This is a genomic window from Flavobacterium rarum (SeqCode), from assembly GCF_965234445.1.
GTDB lineage: Bacteria > Bacteroidota > Bacteroidia > Flavobacteriales > Flavobacteriaceae > Flavobacterium > Flavobacterium rarum.
In genome coordinates this window covers 161,221-179,082 of the sequence record NZ_OZ248506.1, presented here as the reverse complement: position 1 = coordinate 179,082, position 17,862 = coordinate 161,221, and the positions used below count along the sequence as shown (strand labels likewise).

The 17,862-nt window shown below is 32.7% G+C and carries 12 protein-coding genes and 1 tRNA gene; 4 read left to right on the top strand and 9 right to left on the bottom strand.

Features of this window, described 5'->3' with window-relative positions; all coding sequences use genetic code 11:
- Window positions 1–166: 166 nt before the first annotated feature.
- The 5 genes from AC8GF4_RS17675 to rimP form a co-directional block, all read right to left on the bottom strand.
- A complete protein-coding gene (locus AC8GF4_RS17675; protein WP_506596620.1) occupies window positions 167–580 on the bottom strand; it encodes a phosphorylase family protein in 414 nt (137 codons plus the stop codon).
- A 46-nt stretch (window positions 581–626) separates the two neighbouring features.
- The gene (locus tag AC8GF4_RS17670; protein ID WP_506596618.1) at window positions 627–1,715 is read right to left on the bottom strand and encodes a DUF6563 family protein; all 1,089 of its coding nucleotides are present in this window, start codon (window positions 1,713–1,715) and stop codon (window positions 627–629) included.
- A 72-nt stretch (window positions 1,716–1,787) separates the two neighbouring features.
- Window positions 1,788–4,703: a translation initiation factor IF-2 gene (gene infB / locus AC8GF4_RS17665; protein WP_506596616.1), complete on the bottom strand. Its 2,916-nt coding sequence runs from the start codon at window positions 4,701–4,703 to the stop codon at window positions 1,788–1,790.
- 112 nt (window positions 4,704–4,815) lie between these two features.
- On the bottom strand, window positions 4,816–6,069 hold the full coding sequence (nusA, locus tag AC8GF4_RS17660; RefSeq protein ID WP_506596614.1) for a transcription termination factor NusA: 1,254 nt from the start codon (window positions 6,067–6,069) through the stop codon (window positions 4,816–4,818).
- A gap of 13 nt (window positions 6,070–6,082) precedes the next feature.
- Window positions 6,083–6,547: a ribosome assembly cofactor RimP gene (rimP, locus tag AC8GF4_RS17655; protein ID WP_506596612.1), complete on the bottom strand. Its 465-nt coding sequence runs from the start codon at window positions 6,545–6,547 to the stop codon at window positions 6,083–6,085.
- A 172-nt stretch (window positions 6,548–6,719) separates the two neighbouring features.
- Here rimP and AC8GF4_RS17650 point away from each other — a divergent pair, with 172 nt between their 5' ends.
- The gene (locus AC8GF4_RS17650; RefSeq protein WP_506596610.1) at window positions 6,720–7,544 is read left to right on the top strand and encodes a universal stress protein; all 825 of its coding nucleotides are present in this window, start codon (window positions 6,720–6,722) and stop codon (window positions 7,542–7,544) included.
- 109 nt (window positions 7,545–7,653) lie between these two features.
- Here the strand turns inward: AC8GF4_RS17650 and AC8GF4_RS17645 are convergent.
- Window positions 7,654–7,724 (bottom strand) — tRNA-Gln (locus tag AC8GF4_RS17645).
- Between the two features lie 260 nt (window positions 7,725–7,984).
- Between AC8GF4_RS17645 and AC8GF4_RS17640 the strand changes: the two genes are divergently transcribed.
- Entirely contained in the window at window positions 7,985–11,260 is a 3,276-nt protein-coding gene (locus AC8GF4_RS17640) for a glycosyltransferase family 117 protein (protein WP_506596609.1), read from the top strand.
- 99 nt (window positions 11,261–11,359) lie between these two features.
- Window positions 11,360–12,010 (top strand): polysaccharide deacetylase family protein, encoded by a 651-nt coding sequence (locus AC8GF4_RS17635; RefSeq protein WP_506596607.1) that lies wholly within the window; start codon window positions 11,360–11,362, stop codon window positions 12,008–12,010.
- 20 nt (window positions 12,011–12,030) lie between these two features.
- Here AC8GF4_RS17635 and AC8GF4_RS17630 read toward each other — a convergent pair whose 3' ends face one another.
- Both AC8GF4_RS17630 and AC8GF4_RS17625 read right to left on the bottom strand, forming a co-directional pair.
- Window positions 12,031–12,327 carry a thioredoxin family protein gene (locus AC8GF4_RS17630; RefSeq protein WP_506596605.1) on the bottom strand — a complete coding sequence of 99 codons (297 nt, stop codon included), beginning with the start codon at window positions 12,325–12,327 and terminating at the stop codon, window positions 12,031–12,033.
- A gap of 72 nt (window positions 12,328–12,399) precedes the next feature.
- The gene (locus tag AC8GF4_RS17625) at window positions 12,400–13,635 is read right to left on the bottom strand and encodes a metallophosphoesterase (RefSeq protein WP_506596603.1); all 1,236 of its coding nucleotides are present in this window, start codon (window positions 13,633–13,635) and stop codon (window positions 12,400–12,402) included.
- 134 nt (window positions 13,636–13,769) lie between these two features.
- On the opposite strand from AC8GF4_RS17625, the gene polA reads away from it, so the two are divergent.
- Window positions 13,770–16,631 carry a DNA polymerase I gene (polA, locus tag AC8GF4_RS17620; RefSeq protein ID WP_506596601.1) on the top strand — a complete coding sequence of 954 codons (2,862 nt, stop codon included), beginning with the start codon at window positions 13,770–13,772 and terminating at the stop codon, window positions 16,629–16,631.
- Window positions 16,632–16,704: 73 nt separating this feature from the next.
- On the opposite strand, the gene AC8GF4_RS17615 is transcribed toward polA, so the two are convergent.
- On the bottom strand, window positions 16,705–17,724 hold the full coding sequence (locus tag AC8GF4_RS17615) for a LacI family DNA-binding transcriptional regulator (protein ID WP_506596599.1): 1,020 nt from the start codon (window positions 17,722–17,724) through the stop codon (window positions 16,705–16,707).
- Window positions 17,725–17,862 lie beyond the last annotated feature (138 nt).

Sequence of the window (17,862 nt, the reverse complement as noted above, 5' to 3'; positions counted from 1 at the left end):
ATTAGAATTATATTCTTTTGGAAGAATATTTTTTTCGTCTAAATAAATATAAAAACAATCTTTTTTTGTTTGTAAATCCCCTAATTCTTTGAAATCAACAATGTCAAAATGAGATAATAATCCCTCAGGTAAAAAGGAAGAAAATATTGAAAAATCCATTTGTTTTTTATTCAAATTTAAGACTTCTCCCCATATTTTTTACGTGAGCCGGATAAAGTATAGTTTCACCCAATAATGGTATCTCAAACCTTTTCATAATTGGACGTGCATCCAAATCATGTTGAACCAAACTGCTTGCGACAACAATGTCTCCAATAGAAACTTCTGGACTAATACCCCCAGCAACACCTGTGAAAATAAGTTGAGTAATACCAAATTCAACAATTAGATGTGTTACGGTAGTTGCAGATGCTACTTTCCCCCAACGAGAAAAAACTACAACAACATCAATTTCATTTATTGTACCTATATAATAAGTACGCATTCCCTTAACAACCTTTTCCTTGTTTTTAAGCAATGTCACTACTCCGCTTATCTCTTCAGGCATTGCTCCAAGAATTCCAATCCTTTTTGAAGTCATTTATTTGGTTTTAAAAGTATAAGATTAAATTAAACTATTGAAAATTTTAATTTAATCCAAAATATTTTTTGTACAATCTTTTTTTATCCTCTGAAGAACGACTTGTCCTTCTATATTCTTTTAATAAATTGGAATTAGGCGAAAGTAAATTAACCATAAAACTATTAGTTAAAAAAATAGGAGAACCTGTAAATCTATCTATTAATAATGGCAACTTTGACTCAGTAGTGTCAGGAAATAAATACAATGCACTTAGACCAAAAAACGCATCCCTAAGTTCTGTATAATCGATACTATTTGATTGCACTTCGTCAATAAAATAATACACTCCCATCACCTCTGTTTTTGCATAGACCTTAACATTGGAATAACGAAACAAATTAATGTAAAAACTTTTTCCATCATTAAAACCATAAAACGCATTTTCTACTTTACCAGACTTATTATTCAAAAGACAATATTTATCTTGATATTTTGTGACAGTAAAATTTTCCATGTCAAGACAAGTACCATTAAAAACATCTATATAGTTTAGATAAACACCTGCTTTATAAATTGGAATAGAACTATCATCTAATTTTTGATTAGAATTAAAAACAATCTTTGAATCGGATCTTACATTAGAATTTAGATAAGCTACAATACATTCATTTATAGCTTGAATTAATCTTTGCTCATGACCACTTGTAACATCAATACCATCGCTTTTAATAAAAGAGGAATAAGAACCTATAATATAATCAATACCTTCTGCTCTTTCTATAAAGTCAAAAACAACAGTTGCACAACCAGTTTCTGTTTTGGAGTCTGTATGTTCAGAAACATAAAATTCGTTTACTCTAATAGACAAAGCTTTTTTACCAGCTTCTTTTGGAAAACAAATATCAAAATACTTTTGAAGTTCTAAAGACAATGGTTTTTCTACAACTGCTAAAACTTTTTTATTAAAAATAGATTTTTGGGCAGATCCTATATTACTCTTTATTTGTCTTCCATCGTACACTTTTTCAATAAAAAAATCAGATTCAATTTTATTATTAGAACTATTTTCTAAAGAAACAAAATATTGAGTTTCATTTTGAGCATAAGAAACAAAAGATAACAACATACAGGAAAATAAAAACAATCTAATCATAGTAAAACTTATTTATGCTAAAATAAAAAAATCCCAACGAATTGGGATTTTTAAATATAAATAAATGAAATTTTATTTCAATTTCTTTTTGATTGCAACTTCATGATATGATTCAATAACATCTCTTTCTTCGATATCATTATATCCTTTAACTTGAATACCACAATCGTAACCTTTAGCTACATCCTTAACATCATCTTTGAATCGTTTCAAGGCTAGAAGTTCACCAGTAAAGACAACAACACCGTCTCTAATAATTCTCATTTTAGCATTTTTAACAATTTTACCATCCATAACCATACTTCCGGCAATAGAACCCACTTTAGATATTTTGAAAATTTCTCTAATTTCAGCAGTTCCTAAGATTTCTTCTTTCATCTCTGGAGCTAACATTCCTTCCATTGCATCTTTCAAGTCATCAATAGCAGCATAGATAATAGAGTAGTAACGAATATCGATTTCTTCTTTATCAGCCAATTGTCGAGCATTTCCAGCTGGACGAACATTAAATCCAATAATTATCGCATCCGAAGCAGAAGCAAGCATAACATCGGTTTCTGTAATAGCCCCAACTCCTTTATGGATAATATTAATTTGAATTTCTTCAGTAGATAATTTAGAGAACGAATCAGACAAGGCTTCAACAGAACCATCCACATCCCCTTTAAGGATAATGTTCAATTCTTTAAACTGACCCAATGCAATTCTACGTCCAATTTCATCCAATGTAATATGACGTTGCGTACGAACAGATTGTTCACGCATCAATTGAGAACGTTTAGCAGCAATTTGTTTCGCTTCTTTTTCGTCTTGAAAAATATTGAACTTATCACCCGCAGTAGCAGCACCATCAAGACCTAAAACAGAAACTGGAGTCGAAGGACCTGCAACAGTAACAATATTACCTCTCTCATCATGCATGGCTTTAATTTTTCCATGGTGTTTTCCAGCCAACATGTAATCACCAATTTTCAGCGTTCCATGTTGAACTAATATGGTAGAAACGTATCCTTTTCCTTTATCCAAGAAAGCTTCAACTACAGTACCTTGAGCGGCTTTGTTTGGATTCGATTTTAGATCTAATAATTCCGCTTCTAATAATACTTTTTCCAATAATTCTTTTACACCTGTACCGACTTTTGCAGAGATATCATGAGATTGAATTTTTCCACCCCAATCTTCTACTAATAAGTTCATACCCGCTAATCTTTCTTTTACTTTTTCAGGATTAGCATTTGGCTTATCAATTTTGTTGATTGCAAAGATAATTGGAACTCCAGCAGCTTGTGCATGAGAAATAGCCTCTTTAGTTTGTGGCATGATATCATCATCAGCCGCTATAACAATAATTGCAATATCGGTAACTTGCGCTCCACGTGCTCTCATAGCGGTAAACGCTTCGTGACCAGGCGTATCTAAAAATGCAATTTTTTGACCGTTGTCTAAAGTTACACCATAGGCACCAATATGTTGTGTAATTCCTCCAGATTCACCAGCGATAACATTTTCTTTACGAATATAATCCAGTAAAGAGGTTTTACCGTGATCGACGTGACCCATTACAGTAACAATAGGCGCTCTGAATACTAAATCTTCTTCTTTATCTTCTACTACTTGAATAGCTTCTTCGATATCAACCGTAATAAATTCAACTTCGTATCCAAACTCATCGGCTACAATAGTTAATGTTTCCGCATCTAAACGTTGATTTTGAGTCACCATTATTCCAAGTGACATACACGTTCCAATCACTTTAGTAATTGGCACATCCATCATAATCGCAATTTCACCAACAGTAACAAATTCAGTAACTTTTATCGTTTTACTTCCTTCATCAATTGCTCTTTGTTCATCATCAGATTTCTGACGGTGTGTATCTCTTTTATCTCTTCTGTATTTTGCCGCTTTAGATTTACCTCCTTTACCTTGAAGTTTTTCCAAAGTTTCACGGATTTGGTTTTTAACTTCCTCTTCTGTAGGTTCAACTTTGGCTACAATAGCAGGTCTATTTCCTTTTACAAAACCAGGTCTAGCACTTCTATTGGCATTAAAACCACCGCCTCCAGTATTTGGAGTGATTTTATTAGGGTTTGGTGCTCCAGGAACTCCAGGAGTAGCAGGCGGTCTAGGCGCACCTGGCTTTGGAGCAATTCTTTTGCGTTTATTTTTATTGGCATTATTAGCACCTACTGCACCTGGCGCACCTGGTTTGTTCGGAGTAATTTTAGGCTCTTCTTTTTTCTTTTTTGGCTTATTGAATTGAGACAAATCAATAACTTGACCAGTTAAAGTTGCTCCAGAAAGCTTTTGGTATTGAGTTGTAATTGACTCTTCAACAGGAGCTTCATCAGCTACTACATCTGTTTTTTTAGTTTCAACAACTTCTACTTTCTCTACTTTTTTAATGTCCTTTATACCTGGAATGTGTCTTACCTCTTTCACTTCTGAAATTGGTTTTTCTTCTATTACCTTTTCGGCAACTACCTCTTTCACAATAGGCTTTTCAACTGGTACTTCTGTTTTAACAGCTTCTTTATGAACTGGTTTTTCAATAAGAATTTCTTCTTTTGGAGAGGCCATTTTTTCAGCAACAATTGGAGTTGGTGTTACAGTAGGTTTTTTTGGATTAAGATCAATCTTACCTACTTGAACTGGACCAGACAAAACTGCTCTGGCTTTAATAACTTCTTGTTGTTTTAAACGCTCTTCATCTAGTTTACGTTTATCATCAATCTCTTTTTCTCGTTCAACACGCAAAGCTTCTTTCTCTTTCTTTTTCTCTTCTCCTACTTCTTTAGAAGCCTCTTTATTCCCCTTGTCGCCTGCAAACTGACTTTGTAGGATATTAAATTCCTGATCAGAAATTTTTGCGTTTGGATTTGCTTCAATAGCAATCCCCTTATCTTTTAGATAATCCACAGCTCTTTCTAACGAAATATTTAATTCCCTTAAAACCTTGTTTATTCTAATAATTCTCTCTTCAGACATAAAATCTTTTATTATTACCTTTTTTGTTATTCCTCACTTTAAAACTCTTATCCAATACATAATAGAATAAGAAAAAAATAAAGTGGCAGTTTGTTTTTAAAGAAAGAACGATCTAACTATCGAATTCTTCCTTTAATATTCTAATTACATCTAGAATTGTTTCCTCTTCTAAGTCAGTTCTTCTAACCAAATCGTCTACATCTTGTTTTAAAATACTTTTTGCAGTATCCAAACCAATTTTTGCAAATTCTTCAATTACCCAATCTTCAATTTCATCTGAAAATTCTGTTAATTCAACATCGTCATCATCTGAAGTTGATCCTGCAATATCACCTTCACGGATTACGTCTAATTCGTAACCTGTTAGCTGACCTGCTAATCTAATATTATGTCCACCTCTTCCAATTGCTTTAGAAACCTCTTCCAATTTCAAAAACACTTCGGCTCTTTTGGTTTCTTCATTAATTTTAATGGATGAAACTTTGGCAGGACTCAATGCTCTAGTGATATATAATTGAATATTACTAGTATAATTGATTACATCTATATTTTCATTTCCTAATTCACGAACTATTCCGTGAATACGAGATCCTTTCATACCTACACAAGCCCCTACTGGATCAATACGGTCGTCATAAGAATCCACAGCTACTTTGGCTTTTTCACCAGGAATTCGAACAACATTTTTGACCATAATCAAACCGTCAAAAACTTCTGGAATTTCTTGTTCAAATAATTTTTCCAAGAACTTATCCGAAGTTCTAGACATTATAATTTGAGGCTTATTACCTTTAAGCTCAACACTTTCGATTATACCCCTAACATTATCACCTTTACGGAAAAAATCAGAAGGTATTTGCTTTTCTTTTGGTAAAATGATTTCATTTCCTTCGTCATCAACCAAAATTACTACCCTTGGACGCACGTGATGCACTTCGGCAGTATATATATCACCGATAATATCTTTAAACTGCTTGTAAAGATTGGTATTATCGTGTTCATGTATTTTAGAAATTAAATTTTGTCTTAAAGCTAAAATAGCTCTTCTACCCAAATCTATTAATTTTACCTCTTCAGAAACTTCTTCACCAATTTCAAAATCCGCTTCAATTTTTCTTGCTTCAGTAAGCGTTATCTCTTCATTTTCAAAATCCAAATCCTCGTCAGCAACGATTACTCTTCTTCTCCAAATCTCCATATCTCCTTTGTCAGGATTTATAATAATATCGAAATTATCATCTGAACCGTATTTTTTTTTCAATGCATTTCTAAATACATCTTCCAAAATTGCCATAAGCGTTACACGATCAATGAGTTTGTCATCTTTAAACTCTGAGAATGAATCGATTAATGCTAAATTTTCCATGCGAATTCTTTAATTAAAATGTTACTGTAACAATTGCTTCTTTAATATCTGAGTAAGGAATTTTAAGTTCTTTTTGAACAGTTTCTTTTCCTTTACCTATTTTTTTGGGTTCTCTTGCTTGCCAAGACAAAATTATAAAAAGTTCATTAGCTTCAACTAATTCAGCTTCAATTTTTTCAGTGATTGTCTTAACAATTAACGTCCTACCGATGTTTTTCTTGTATTGCCTAACTAATTTCAATGGGGACCCTACTCCTACTGAAGCAACTTCCAAAGAAAAATCCTGTTCTTCTCTATCCAAGTTATTTTCAATTGCTCGACTAATATCTATGCAATCTTGCAGAACCACTCCATTATCACCATCAATACCGACAATAACTTTAAAAGCATCCGTTATGGTAAGGTCTATTAAAAAAACCGATGGCTTTTCTAGAAGAGCTTCTTCTAATACTGTAATTACTTTTTCTTTGAATGTCATATCTTTATAAAAAGAGGGGACATTAGTCCCCTCATTATTTAAGTTTTAATAAATAACGGTGCAAATATAGTGTTTTTTTATAAATCAAAAAAATTGATTACTATTAAAAAAATTTATATCTTTAAAGTATAATATAAATCCAGTTTATCTGACAAATTAAACCCAATCTATCATGAAAAGAATCTTAATCCCAACTGATTTTACAAAATATGCAGACGAAGCAATTGAAGTTGGTGCTCAAATTGCAAAAAAACACGGTTATGAGATTGTACTAATCCACATGCTCGAATTACCAGGACAAATGAATGACGCCATAAAAGGCGAAACCAGCATCCCTGAAGTAATGCTATTTAAACGTAAAGCAGAAGAAAAACTAAAAAGCATAAAAAATCGCCCTTATTTAACAGAAATAAATATTACAGAGGTAGTTCGTCTTGACGGCGCTTACAATGGCATAAACAATTACATCAAACAAAACAGTATTGATTTAATTGTTATGGGTTCACACGGTGCTTCGGGAATTGACGAAATTTTTATTGGTTCCAATACAGAAAAAGTAGTTCGATTGTCTGAAATACCTGTTTTAGTTATTAAAAGTAAAAATGAAAATTTCAATATTAAAAACATAGTTTTTGCTTCTGACTTTTCAAAAGAAATTAAAAAACCTTTTGCCAAAGTACTTGAATTTACAAAATTATTTGAATCAAAACTAAGCTTGGTACTTATTTGCACACCAAATAGCTTCAAAAGCACATCTGCTGCTCAAAATGCAATAACTGAGTTTCTTGCTGATTTTGATATGCCAGAGTACACTTTTGAAATCTACAACGAAAGCAACATAGAAAAAGGAATAATTAATTACTCCAACGACAAAAATGCCGACTTAATTGCATTTTGCACACATGGAAGAACAGCACTAAACCATTTCTTCACCGGAAGCATCTCTGAAGATTTAGTAAACCACGCTAAGAAACCGGTATTGACTTTTAGAATTTAAATATTCAAACACAAACAAAGCCTTTCAAGAAAATTGAAAGGCTTTGTTTATTTAAACCATATTTAACTATAGCCCATAAAAAAACCTCTTCATTTGAAGAGGTTTTCTGTTGGTCTACAAGGACTCGAACCTTGAAAGACTGCACCAAAAACAGTTGTGTTACCATTACACCATAGACCAGCAAACTTGCTAACATTTCTGCTAAGCGAGTGCAAATTTAAAACAAATTCCAAGCTGTGCAAACTTTTTTTGAGTTTTTATTTAAAAAAAAACGAAAAAAAAATGAATTCAAAAAAATATCAGCATTAAACATTTGACTTACAAAGGTTTCAGAAAAATGATTATTTTGTATAAAATTACAATAATGCAACTCAACATTAAAAAAAAAAACATTTTCTTTGTATCACAAAAATTAAACACAAAAAACAGTATACTGCTATATGACATCATTCAATTTTAACAAATGGAATACGATTACAGGTTGGCTTGCATTTTCAATCGCTTTAATAACTTATACACTTACAGTTGAACCCACAATGAGTTTTTGGGATTGTGGTGAGTATATCGCCACAGCTGCCAAACTTGAAGTAGGACATCCTCCTGGAGCTCCTTTATTCCAAATGATTGGAGCATTTTTCGCAATGTTTGCTATAGACAAAGAACACATTGCGTTGATGGTAAATATGACTTCTGTATTTTCAAGTGCATTCACAATTCTCTTTATGTTTTGGTCATCGTCGATGATCTTAAAAAAATTAATATCTCAATACTCTGAGATTAACCAAGACAATTCAATCGTTATTCTTGGAAGCTCATTTGTTGGAGCATTAGCTTATACTTTTTCAGACAGTTTCTGGTTTAATGCAGTAGAAGCCGAAGTATACGCCATGGCCACTTTATTAATTTCATTACTTTTATGGCTTGGCTTACGCTGGGAACAAGAAATGAATACTGCTAGAGGAGACAAATGGTTACTCCTAATATCTTTGGTAGTTGGACTATCTTTTGGAGTGCACTTCATGGCTTTGCTAACAATTCCTGCTATAGGATTTTTATATTTCTTTAAAAATTACAAGGTTGTTACAGTCAAAAACTTTTTAATTGCAAATGTTGTAGTTGTTTCTGTTTTACTTTTTATATTTAAACTATTACTACCACTTACAATGGCTTTCTTCGGAAAAACAGAAGTGTTTATGGTGAATTCAATGGGTTTGCCTTTCAACTCAGGAACCATTTTTGTAGCCTTGCTTTTTATAGCATTCTTTTATTTTGGATTAAAATACACGCACAGCAAAGGATATGTACAGTACAATACAATAATTTTATGCGTTCTATTCATCCTAATTGGCTTTTCTACTTGGTTAATGCTACCAATTCGTGCTAATTCTGACACTGTTATAAACGAAAACAGACCATCAGATGCAGCCGAAGTACTTGCTTATTACAATAGAGAACAATACGGAGTAAATCCATTATTTTACGGACCTCAATATACTGAAACATTTGCAGGATTGGACGCCAACAATCCTTATTTGGACAAAGCGCCCAATTATGAAAGAGATTATAAAACTGGTAAATATGTAATTGTAAATAATTATATAAAAGCGGAGCAAAATAGTGACGACAATCAAAAAACAATTTTACCTAGAATGTGGAGTACAGAACATGTAGAAAATTACATGAATTTTACAAATCCTCCAGCATTCCGAATGAACCCAGATTATCCATATGAAGACGATTTAGCAAAATACGGGTTGGATCCAAGTCAATTAAGTGAGGAAGATTATAATAAAGCTATAGCTCAGTTAAAAAATGAAACTGAAAAAACTATTGCAGAATTTAGGCAAGCCTATGCACAAAAACAAATTGACAATGAAGGTTATGTTTCGTTTTTAAAACATTATGGAGACTATTTAATTATAGAAAAACCAACTACTGCAGACAATTTCAGTTTTATGTTCGAATATCAATTTGGATATATGTATTGGAGGTATTTAATGTGGAATTTTGTTGGAAGACAAAATGATGAACAAGGAAGATATGATTATCTAGATGGAAACTGGATAAGCGGAATTTCTTTTATCGACAGTTTACATCTAGGTTCACAAGACAATTTACCGGCTGATGTATTGAATAACAAAGGACGAAATGCATATTTCTTTTTACCATTTTTACTTGGACTAATAGGAATCATGTACCACGCATCAAAAGATCGCAAAAGTTTTTATGTTTTATTTGCACTATTCCTTTTCCTTGGAATTGCATTGAAAATATACCTAAACGAAAGACCTTTTGAGCCACGGGAAAGAGACTACGCCTTAGTTGGTTCTTTTTATGTTTTCGCAATTTGGATTGGTTTTGGAGTATATGCATTATACGAAAGTGCACGAAACTATCTTGCACCCAAAATTGCTGGACCTCTACTTATAGCTGGATCATTATTGGCAGCTCCAATTCTAATGGCCTATCAAAACTGGGACGATCATGATCGTTCTGGAAAATATACAGCAACGGCAATGGCAAAAGCCTATTTGGAATCCTGTGATCCTAATGCCATCTTATTCACTATTGGAGACAATGATACTTTCCCTCTTTGGTACGCACAAGAAATAGAAGGCATTCGTACTGATATCAAAATCGTCAACACCAGTTTATTTATGACAGACTGGTACATTGACCAAATGAAAAGAAAAGCCTATCAATCAGAAGGATTGCCAATTTCCTTCACACATGATGAATATGTTGGTGACAAATTGGATTATGTAGCACATATCCCAAAAACAGAAAGCCGCTGGGATATAAAAGCTATTATTAAATTCATTAAAAACCCAAAATCAACTGTAGAAATGCAAAATGGACAAACCATTCATTTTTTTCCTACAAGTAAAATTAGAATTCCTGTTGACAAAGCAACAATACTTAAAAACAAAGTAGTAGACCAAAAACTCAGCGATTCAATTGTCCCTTATATTGACATAGATATAAAAGGAAGCGCTATCTACAAAAACAGATTAATGATGTTGGATATCGTTGCCAATAACAATTGGAAAAGACCTATCTATTTTAGTGGTGGAGCTTTTGATCCAGAAGATTATTTATGGATGAAAGATTATCTTCAACTGGAAGGAATGGTATATAAATTAGTTCCATTAAAAACAACTTTCTCTAAAGATGGTGGACAAATGGATATGGGACGAATTGATAGTGAAAATATGTATGCCAAAGTAATGAAATGGGACTGGGGAAATAGCGAAAGTGACAAAATATATCATGATCCAGAAACCAGAAGAGAAAGTCTAACCTACAGAATGAATCTTTCGCGATTAATGAATCAATTGATTGCTGAAGGAAAAATAGATAAGGCAAAAAACATCATCGAATTGGCAATGACAAAAATGCCTCTGGACAAATTTGGCTACTATTCTTTGGTAGAACCATTTGCGAAAGGATATTATGATGTTGGCGAAAAAGCAAAAGCACATGATTTACTGGAAAAACTAATGACCAAATACAAGGACAATCTTAATTATTATGCCAAATTGACTCCATCTGAACAATCTGGCGTAAGTATTGAAATCATAACTGATCTGGAACGTTACAGAAGTTTATTGACTGTAATGAAAGAAAGTAGCGATACTGAATTTTATAATAAAAGCAAAAAAACATTTAACACTTATATTGAAATATTCGCTCGTTTTGGTCGCAAAAAAGAATAGCTTTAAGAATTAAATATCAATACAAAAAATGTAGTACCATTAATAAGGCACTGCATTTTTTGTTTATAATTAAATTCAATTTAATTACAATACAGAACCATGAAATTCTATTGGATAAAGACGAAAAGTATCATAAAAAAAATATTTTTCAATTATATTTGGGACATTCCAAACACGGAAAACAAAATCTTCCTCACCTTTGACGATGGTCCAACTCCGGAAATAACCGAATGGGTATTGAATCAATTAAAAACGTACCAAGCAAAAGCTACTTTTTTTTGTATTGGAAAAAACATAAGCAATCACAAAGATGTTTTTTTTAGAATTATAAGCGAAGGTCACTCCATTGGAAATCATACTTACAATCATTTAAATGGGTGGAAAATACCTAACGAAGAATACTTAAGTAATATTGAATTATGCCATTCGGAAATCAAAAATCTTAAATCCGATATCTTAAGTCATAAATCTATGCTATTCAGGCCTCCGTATGGGAAAATAAATAAGTCGCAATCCGAAAAATTACGACAATTAGGCTATAAAATAATCATGTGGGATGTTTTGAGTGCGGATTTTGATCTTGATATTACACCCGAAAAATGTTTAGGTAATGTCATACAAAATGTAAAATCGGGAAGTATAATAGTTTTTCACGACAGTATAAAAGCATACAAAAACCTTGAGTATACACTTCCAAGAGCTTTACAGATTTTAAAAGAAAGAGGATTTAAATTTGAAACTATTCATTAGCACAACAAAGAATATCAAATTTACATTTGATCTTGAACTATTCCGATTAAAGTATTGGCATCCAATTCTCCTGATTGTCTCCAAATCATCAATCCCTCTTTATAAATCATTAAAGTGGGCAAGCCTTTTATACGTAAAGCATCAGCAAGTTCTTGATTTTTGTCCACATCAATCTTGATGACTTTAACTTTGTCACCGAGTGCCGCTGCTACATCTTTTATAACTGGATGCATTGATACCGAAGATTCGTTCCACTCTGTGTAAAAATCTATTAACACAGGAACTTGTGTATTTATAAGTTCTCCAAATTTTGACATAAAACCAAAATGTTTAATTTCTATTACTTTCGAAAAGAGATATTATCTTGCAAATTTAACATTTTAAACTAACTATGCTAATTTTTTACCCTTTATTAGTTGAATTACTGTAATCTCAGGCATTATACCGACCCTCCCTGGATAAGCATGAAAGCCAAAACCTCTATTTACATAAACATATCTGCCTAAATTTTCATAAAGACCAGCCCATTGTTTGTATACATATTGCGCCAAACTCCATTTAAAATAGCCTGGTATCTCAATCCCAAATTGCATACCATGTGTATGTCCTGACAAAGTTAAATGAAAATGATTTTCGTCATGTTGAATCACTTCATCCCAATGACTCGGATCGTGACTCATTAAAATCTTGAAATCATCTTTAGACAAATGTTGCGCTGCCTTCTTTAAATCACCAGCTTGCTTGAAATTTTTTCCCCAATTTTCAACACCAACTAAAGCGATTTTATCATTTCCTTTTTCAATAAAAGTATGTTCATTCAACAATAATGTAAAACCAATTTGACCATATAAATTTTTAATAGCATCGAAATTTTCCTCTTTATCTATTTGTGTAGGCCAAGCAATATATTCTCCATAGTCGTGATTACCTAATACAGAATATTTACCATATTTAGGTTTCTTAATTCTATTAAAAGTCTCAATCCAAGGATGCATTTCCTTAGCATGAGTATTGACTATATCACCAGTAAACAATATCAAATCCGAATTTTGTTCATTTACTAAATCAATAGCATAGCTTATTTTTTCAGGATTGTCAAAACTACCACTGTGCACATCAGAAATCTGAGTGATCGTAAATCCATCAAAAGCATCTGGTAAATCTGGAAAATATATGGCTTGTTTAATGACTTTATAATTGTATTTCCCTTCGAATATTCCGTAAATCAAAGATAAAAAAGGAATTGCAGCAAGTCCTAAACCCACTTGACTGACGAATTTTCTTCTTGAGGGTAAAAACTCTGAATTATTACTATAATCATTAAAATAATTTAATGATCCTGCTACTATTCGAAACACGTCTTCGCCCAAAAGCACTATAAACACAATAATTTTAGGGACATACACCAAAAGCAACAACCCCATTGTAAACATAGTTTGCTTAGTTTGCCCAACAGATCGATCATATTGTGTAAAAGAATAAAGAATAAAAAGCAACAAAAAGACACTAACAACTGAATAAGTTACAAGTATCCATTTTACTTTCAATAAAGTTTTAATTGCTTGATAAGCATATATCTCTATAAGAAAAAGCACCAATGCAAATAAGAACAACCGTAATATCATTTTAAAAAAATTTTTGAACAAATTAACAAATTAAAAAAAGGATCCCCATTTTAATTAATTAAAATTTAACGCTTACAGTTCACTTTCATTATGTTTGATTATTTTTACCACTTTAAAATTTACAAAAATTCATTATGTCTGCTCAAAAACGCCTTTACCTTCTTGATGCTTATGCATTAATATTTCGTGGTTATTTTGCCTTTATAAAAAACCCAAGAATCAATTCCAAAGGAATGGATACTTCGGCAATTATGGGATTTATGAATGCCTTGATGGATGTCATAAAACGAGACAAGCCCGATCATTTGGCAGTGGCTTTTGACAAAGGCGGAAGCACTTACCGATACGAAATGTATAAAGAATACAAAGCACATCGTGACGAAACCCCCGAAGCAATAAAAATTGCCGTCCCTTATATTCAAGAATTATTGAAGGCCATGCACATCCCTATTATTGAGGTTCCCGGTTTTGAAGCTGATGACTTAATTGGAACACTTGCAAAACAAGCCGAAAAAGAAAATTTTCAAGTCTTTATGGTAACGCCAGACAAGGATTTTGCGCAATTGGTTTCCGAAAATATTTTTATGTACAAACCCGCTAGAATGGGCAATGGAATCGAAATTTGGGGAATTCCAGAAGTTCTGGCACGATTTGAAATCGAACGTCCTGAGCAAGTGATCGATTATCTGGGAATGATGGGCGATGCAGCCGATAACATTCCAGGTTTACCTGGCGTTGGCGAAAAAACAGCAAAAAAATTCTTGGCAGAATATGGTTCTATGGAAAATCTTTTGGCCAATACACACCAATTAAAAGGAGCCATAAAAGACAAAATCGAAGCCAATGCTGAATTGGGTATTTTGTCTAAAAAATTGGCCACTATCCTACTCGATTGCCCTGTGACATTTAATGAGGCTGACTACGAATTATCAAAACCCGATGTTGAAAAAACGGACGCATTGTTTCAAGAGTTAGAATTTCGTCAGATGAAAGCGCAGTTTGACAAATATTTTGGAACAGGAAAAGAATACGACGAAATTGACACCAATGGTAATGGCAATACTGTTGAGGGTGAAAAAATAATTAAAAAAGCTCCAACAAAAAAATCAAACGAAGATCAATTTGACTTATTCGGATTTACGGATGAAGAAAGTGACGAAGTACAATCACATTCGCAATATGCAACATTAGAAAATACAGAGCATTTTTACCAAAGTATTCAAGGAGATTTTGCAGTAAAATTACTTTTGCAAAACTTAATGAATCAAACCTCTGTTTGTTTTGATACCGAAACTACTGGAATCGACGCTTTGAATGCAGAATTGGTTGGAATGTCATTCGCCGCGGCGAAAGGAAAAGCCTTTTATGTTCCGTTTCCGGAAAATCAAGAAGAAGCACAAGTTTTGGCGGACAAATTCAAACCTTTTTTCGAAAGTGAAAGCATCGAGAAAATTGGCCAAAACATCAAATACGATTTAAAAATTCTTTCTCATTATGGTGTTCAAATAAAAGGAAAATTATTTGACACCATGATTGCGCATTATTTAATCAATCCCGATATGCGTCACAATATGGATGTTTTATCAGAGACGTATTTAAAATATTCGCCAAAATCGATAGAAGATTTAATTGGCAAAAAAGGGAAGAACCAAAAATCAATGCGTGACGTGGCATTGGAAGAAATCAAAGAATACGCTGCCGAAGATGCTGATGTTACTTTTCAATTGAAACAAAATTTCAGTCCGATTCTAGACAAAGCAGAAACCAAAAAACTATTTGATGAAATCGAAATTCCGTTAATACCCGTTTTGGCAGCTATGGAATTAGAAGGAATCAACCTTGACGTTCCATTTTTAAAATCGATGTCGGTTGAAATGGCTGTTGAAAGTAATGCATTGGAACAAAAAATCTATGAAACCGCGGGAGAAAAATTCAATTTGGCTTCCCCAAAACAGCTTGGTGACATTTTATTTGACAAATTAAAAATAGGCGGCCCTAAACAAAAGAAAACCAAAACAGGTCAATATGCTACTGGAGAAGAAATCCTAAGTTATTTGGCCAATGACAACGAAATTGTTCGTGATATCCTAGAATGGCGACAAATGGTAAAATTGCAAAGTACTTACATAGATGCTTTGCCCAACCAGGTTGATGCAAAAACAGGCCGCGTACATACCGATTATATGCAAACGGTTGCTGCAACAGGACGTTTAAGTTCGAATAATCCAAACTTACAAAACATTCCTGTCCGAACCGAAAGAGGTCGATTGATTCGAAAAGCTTTTATTCCTCGTGATGAAAACTACACTTTAGTTTCTGCGGATTATTCGCAAATAGAATTACGAATTATCGCCGCATTGTCTGGAGAAGAAAACATGATTAAAGCTTTTCAAAATAATGAAGACATTCACAAAAGTACCGCTGCAAAAGTTTTCAATGTACCACTAGAAGAAGTGACAAAAGAGCAACGTAGCAATGCCAAAACGGTGAATTTTGGAATTATTTATGGGGTTTCTGCTTTTGGATTGAGCAATCAAACCTCTCTTTCGCGAAAAGAAAGTGCCGAGTTAATTGATGCGTATTATGCAACCTATCCAAAACTTAAATCATACATGTCCAACCAAGTTGATTTTGCCAGAGAAAACGGGTATGTACAAACGGTCTTGGGAAGAAGACGTTATTTGAAAGATATCAATTCGGCCAACATGATGGTCAAAAGTGGCGCCGAACGAAATGCTGTAAATGCACCAATTCAAGGTTCAGCAGCCGATATTATCAAAATTGCTATGATTAACATCCATAAAAAACTAATTTCCGAAAACTGGAAGTCAAAAATGTTATTGCAAGTACATGATGAACTTGTGTTTGATGTACACAATTCAGAACTCGAAAAAATTCAGCCTATGATTAAATATGAGATGGAAAACGCTTTTATTATGGACGTTCCATTAGATGTAGAAATTGGCTTGGGTAAAAATTGGCTTGAAGCACATTAAGAAAAGTATTCCGTTTTTACTTTTAAGTATTCGCATAAAAAAAACCATTCTGTAATTGAATGGTTTTTTTATTTTATTTAGTAGACTCTCTTTCTTTTAATTTCGTCTTTATAACTAGGGTTTCGTATGGCTTATGCTCTTCTTTGGATTCTAGTCTATCTATTAGCAATTTCACAGCTACTTCCCCAATTTCAATACCATGTTGGCTAACAGTTGTTAAACTTGGAGACAAACGCCTAGAGGCAAGAATACCATCGGCAAAGCCTATAATTTTAAGGTCTTTTGGTATTTTATACCCCATCTTAGCACCAATTCTCAAAGCGGCAACCGAATCATTTTCATCTAATGCAAAAACACCATCTACAAGATTATTGGAATACAAATCATTAATTTTATCAATAAGGTCAATTTCTGTATCTGTTCTTATAATTATATTTTCATTTACTTCGATATTATTAATTTTCAAAGCTTTCAAATATCCATCAGCTCTTAGTTTCCCAACACTTAAATTGTCAACGGATGAAATTAAAGCTATGTTTTTACATCCTAAATCAATTAAATGTTGAGTAGCATTTAATCCAGAATCAAAATCATCTACAATAACTTTATCGCATTCTACTTCATCAGAAGTTCTATCGAACATAACTATAGGAGTGCCATCATTAATAATGTCTTTAAAATGGTTGTATTCATGAAGTTTCTGAGCTTCTTCAGATATTGACAATACAAACCCGTCAATTGTCCCATTACTCAACATCTCAAGTGTATGTGCTTCTTTCTCTAAAGATTCATTAGAAATACACATTATAACATTATACCCTTTTTCGTCAGCTACTTTTTCAATACCACTAAATACTTTAGCGAAAAAAGCGTTTAAAATATTGGGTATAATAACCCCAATCGTTTTTGTTTTACGATTTTTCAAATTCAAACCTATGACATTTGGTTTGTAATTTTTTAATTTAGCATATTCTTTTATTCTAATTTTTGTTTGTTCACTTATTTCTGGGCTATCATTAAGAGCTTTAGAAACAGTAGACACAGAAACATTAAGTTCTTTTGCAATTTGTTTTAATGTTGCTTTTGCTTTCATTTAGAGGGAGTTAAATTATACTAAATTGATAGTATATAATGTGTAAATAAATTAGAATTTATCAATAAAAGTTCTAGTTTTAAAAAAATACGCAGTAAAAGGTATTCTTTTCTTCAGATAAAAGCGAAAAGTACGAAA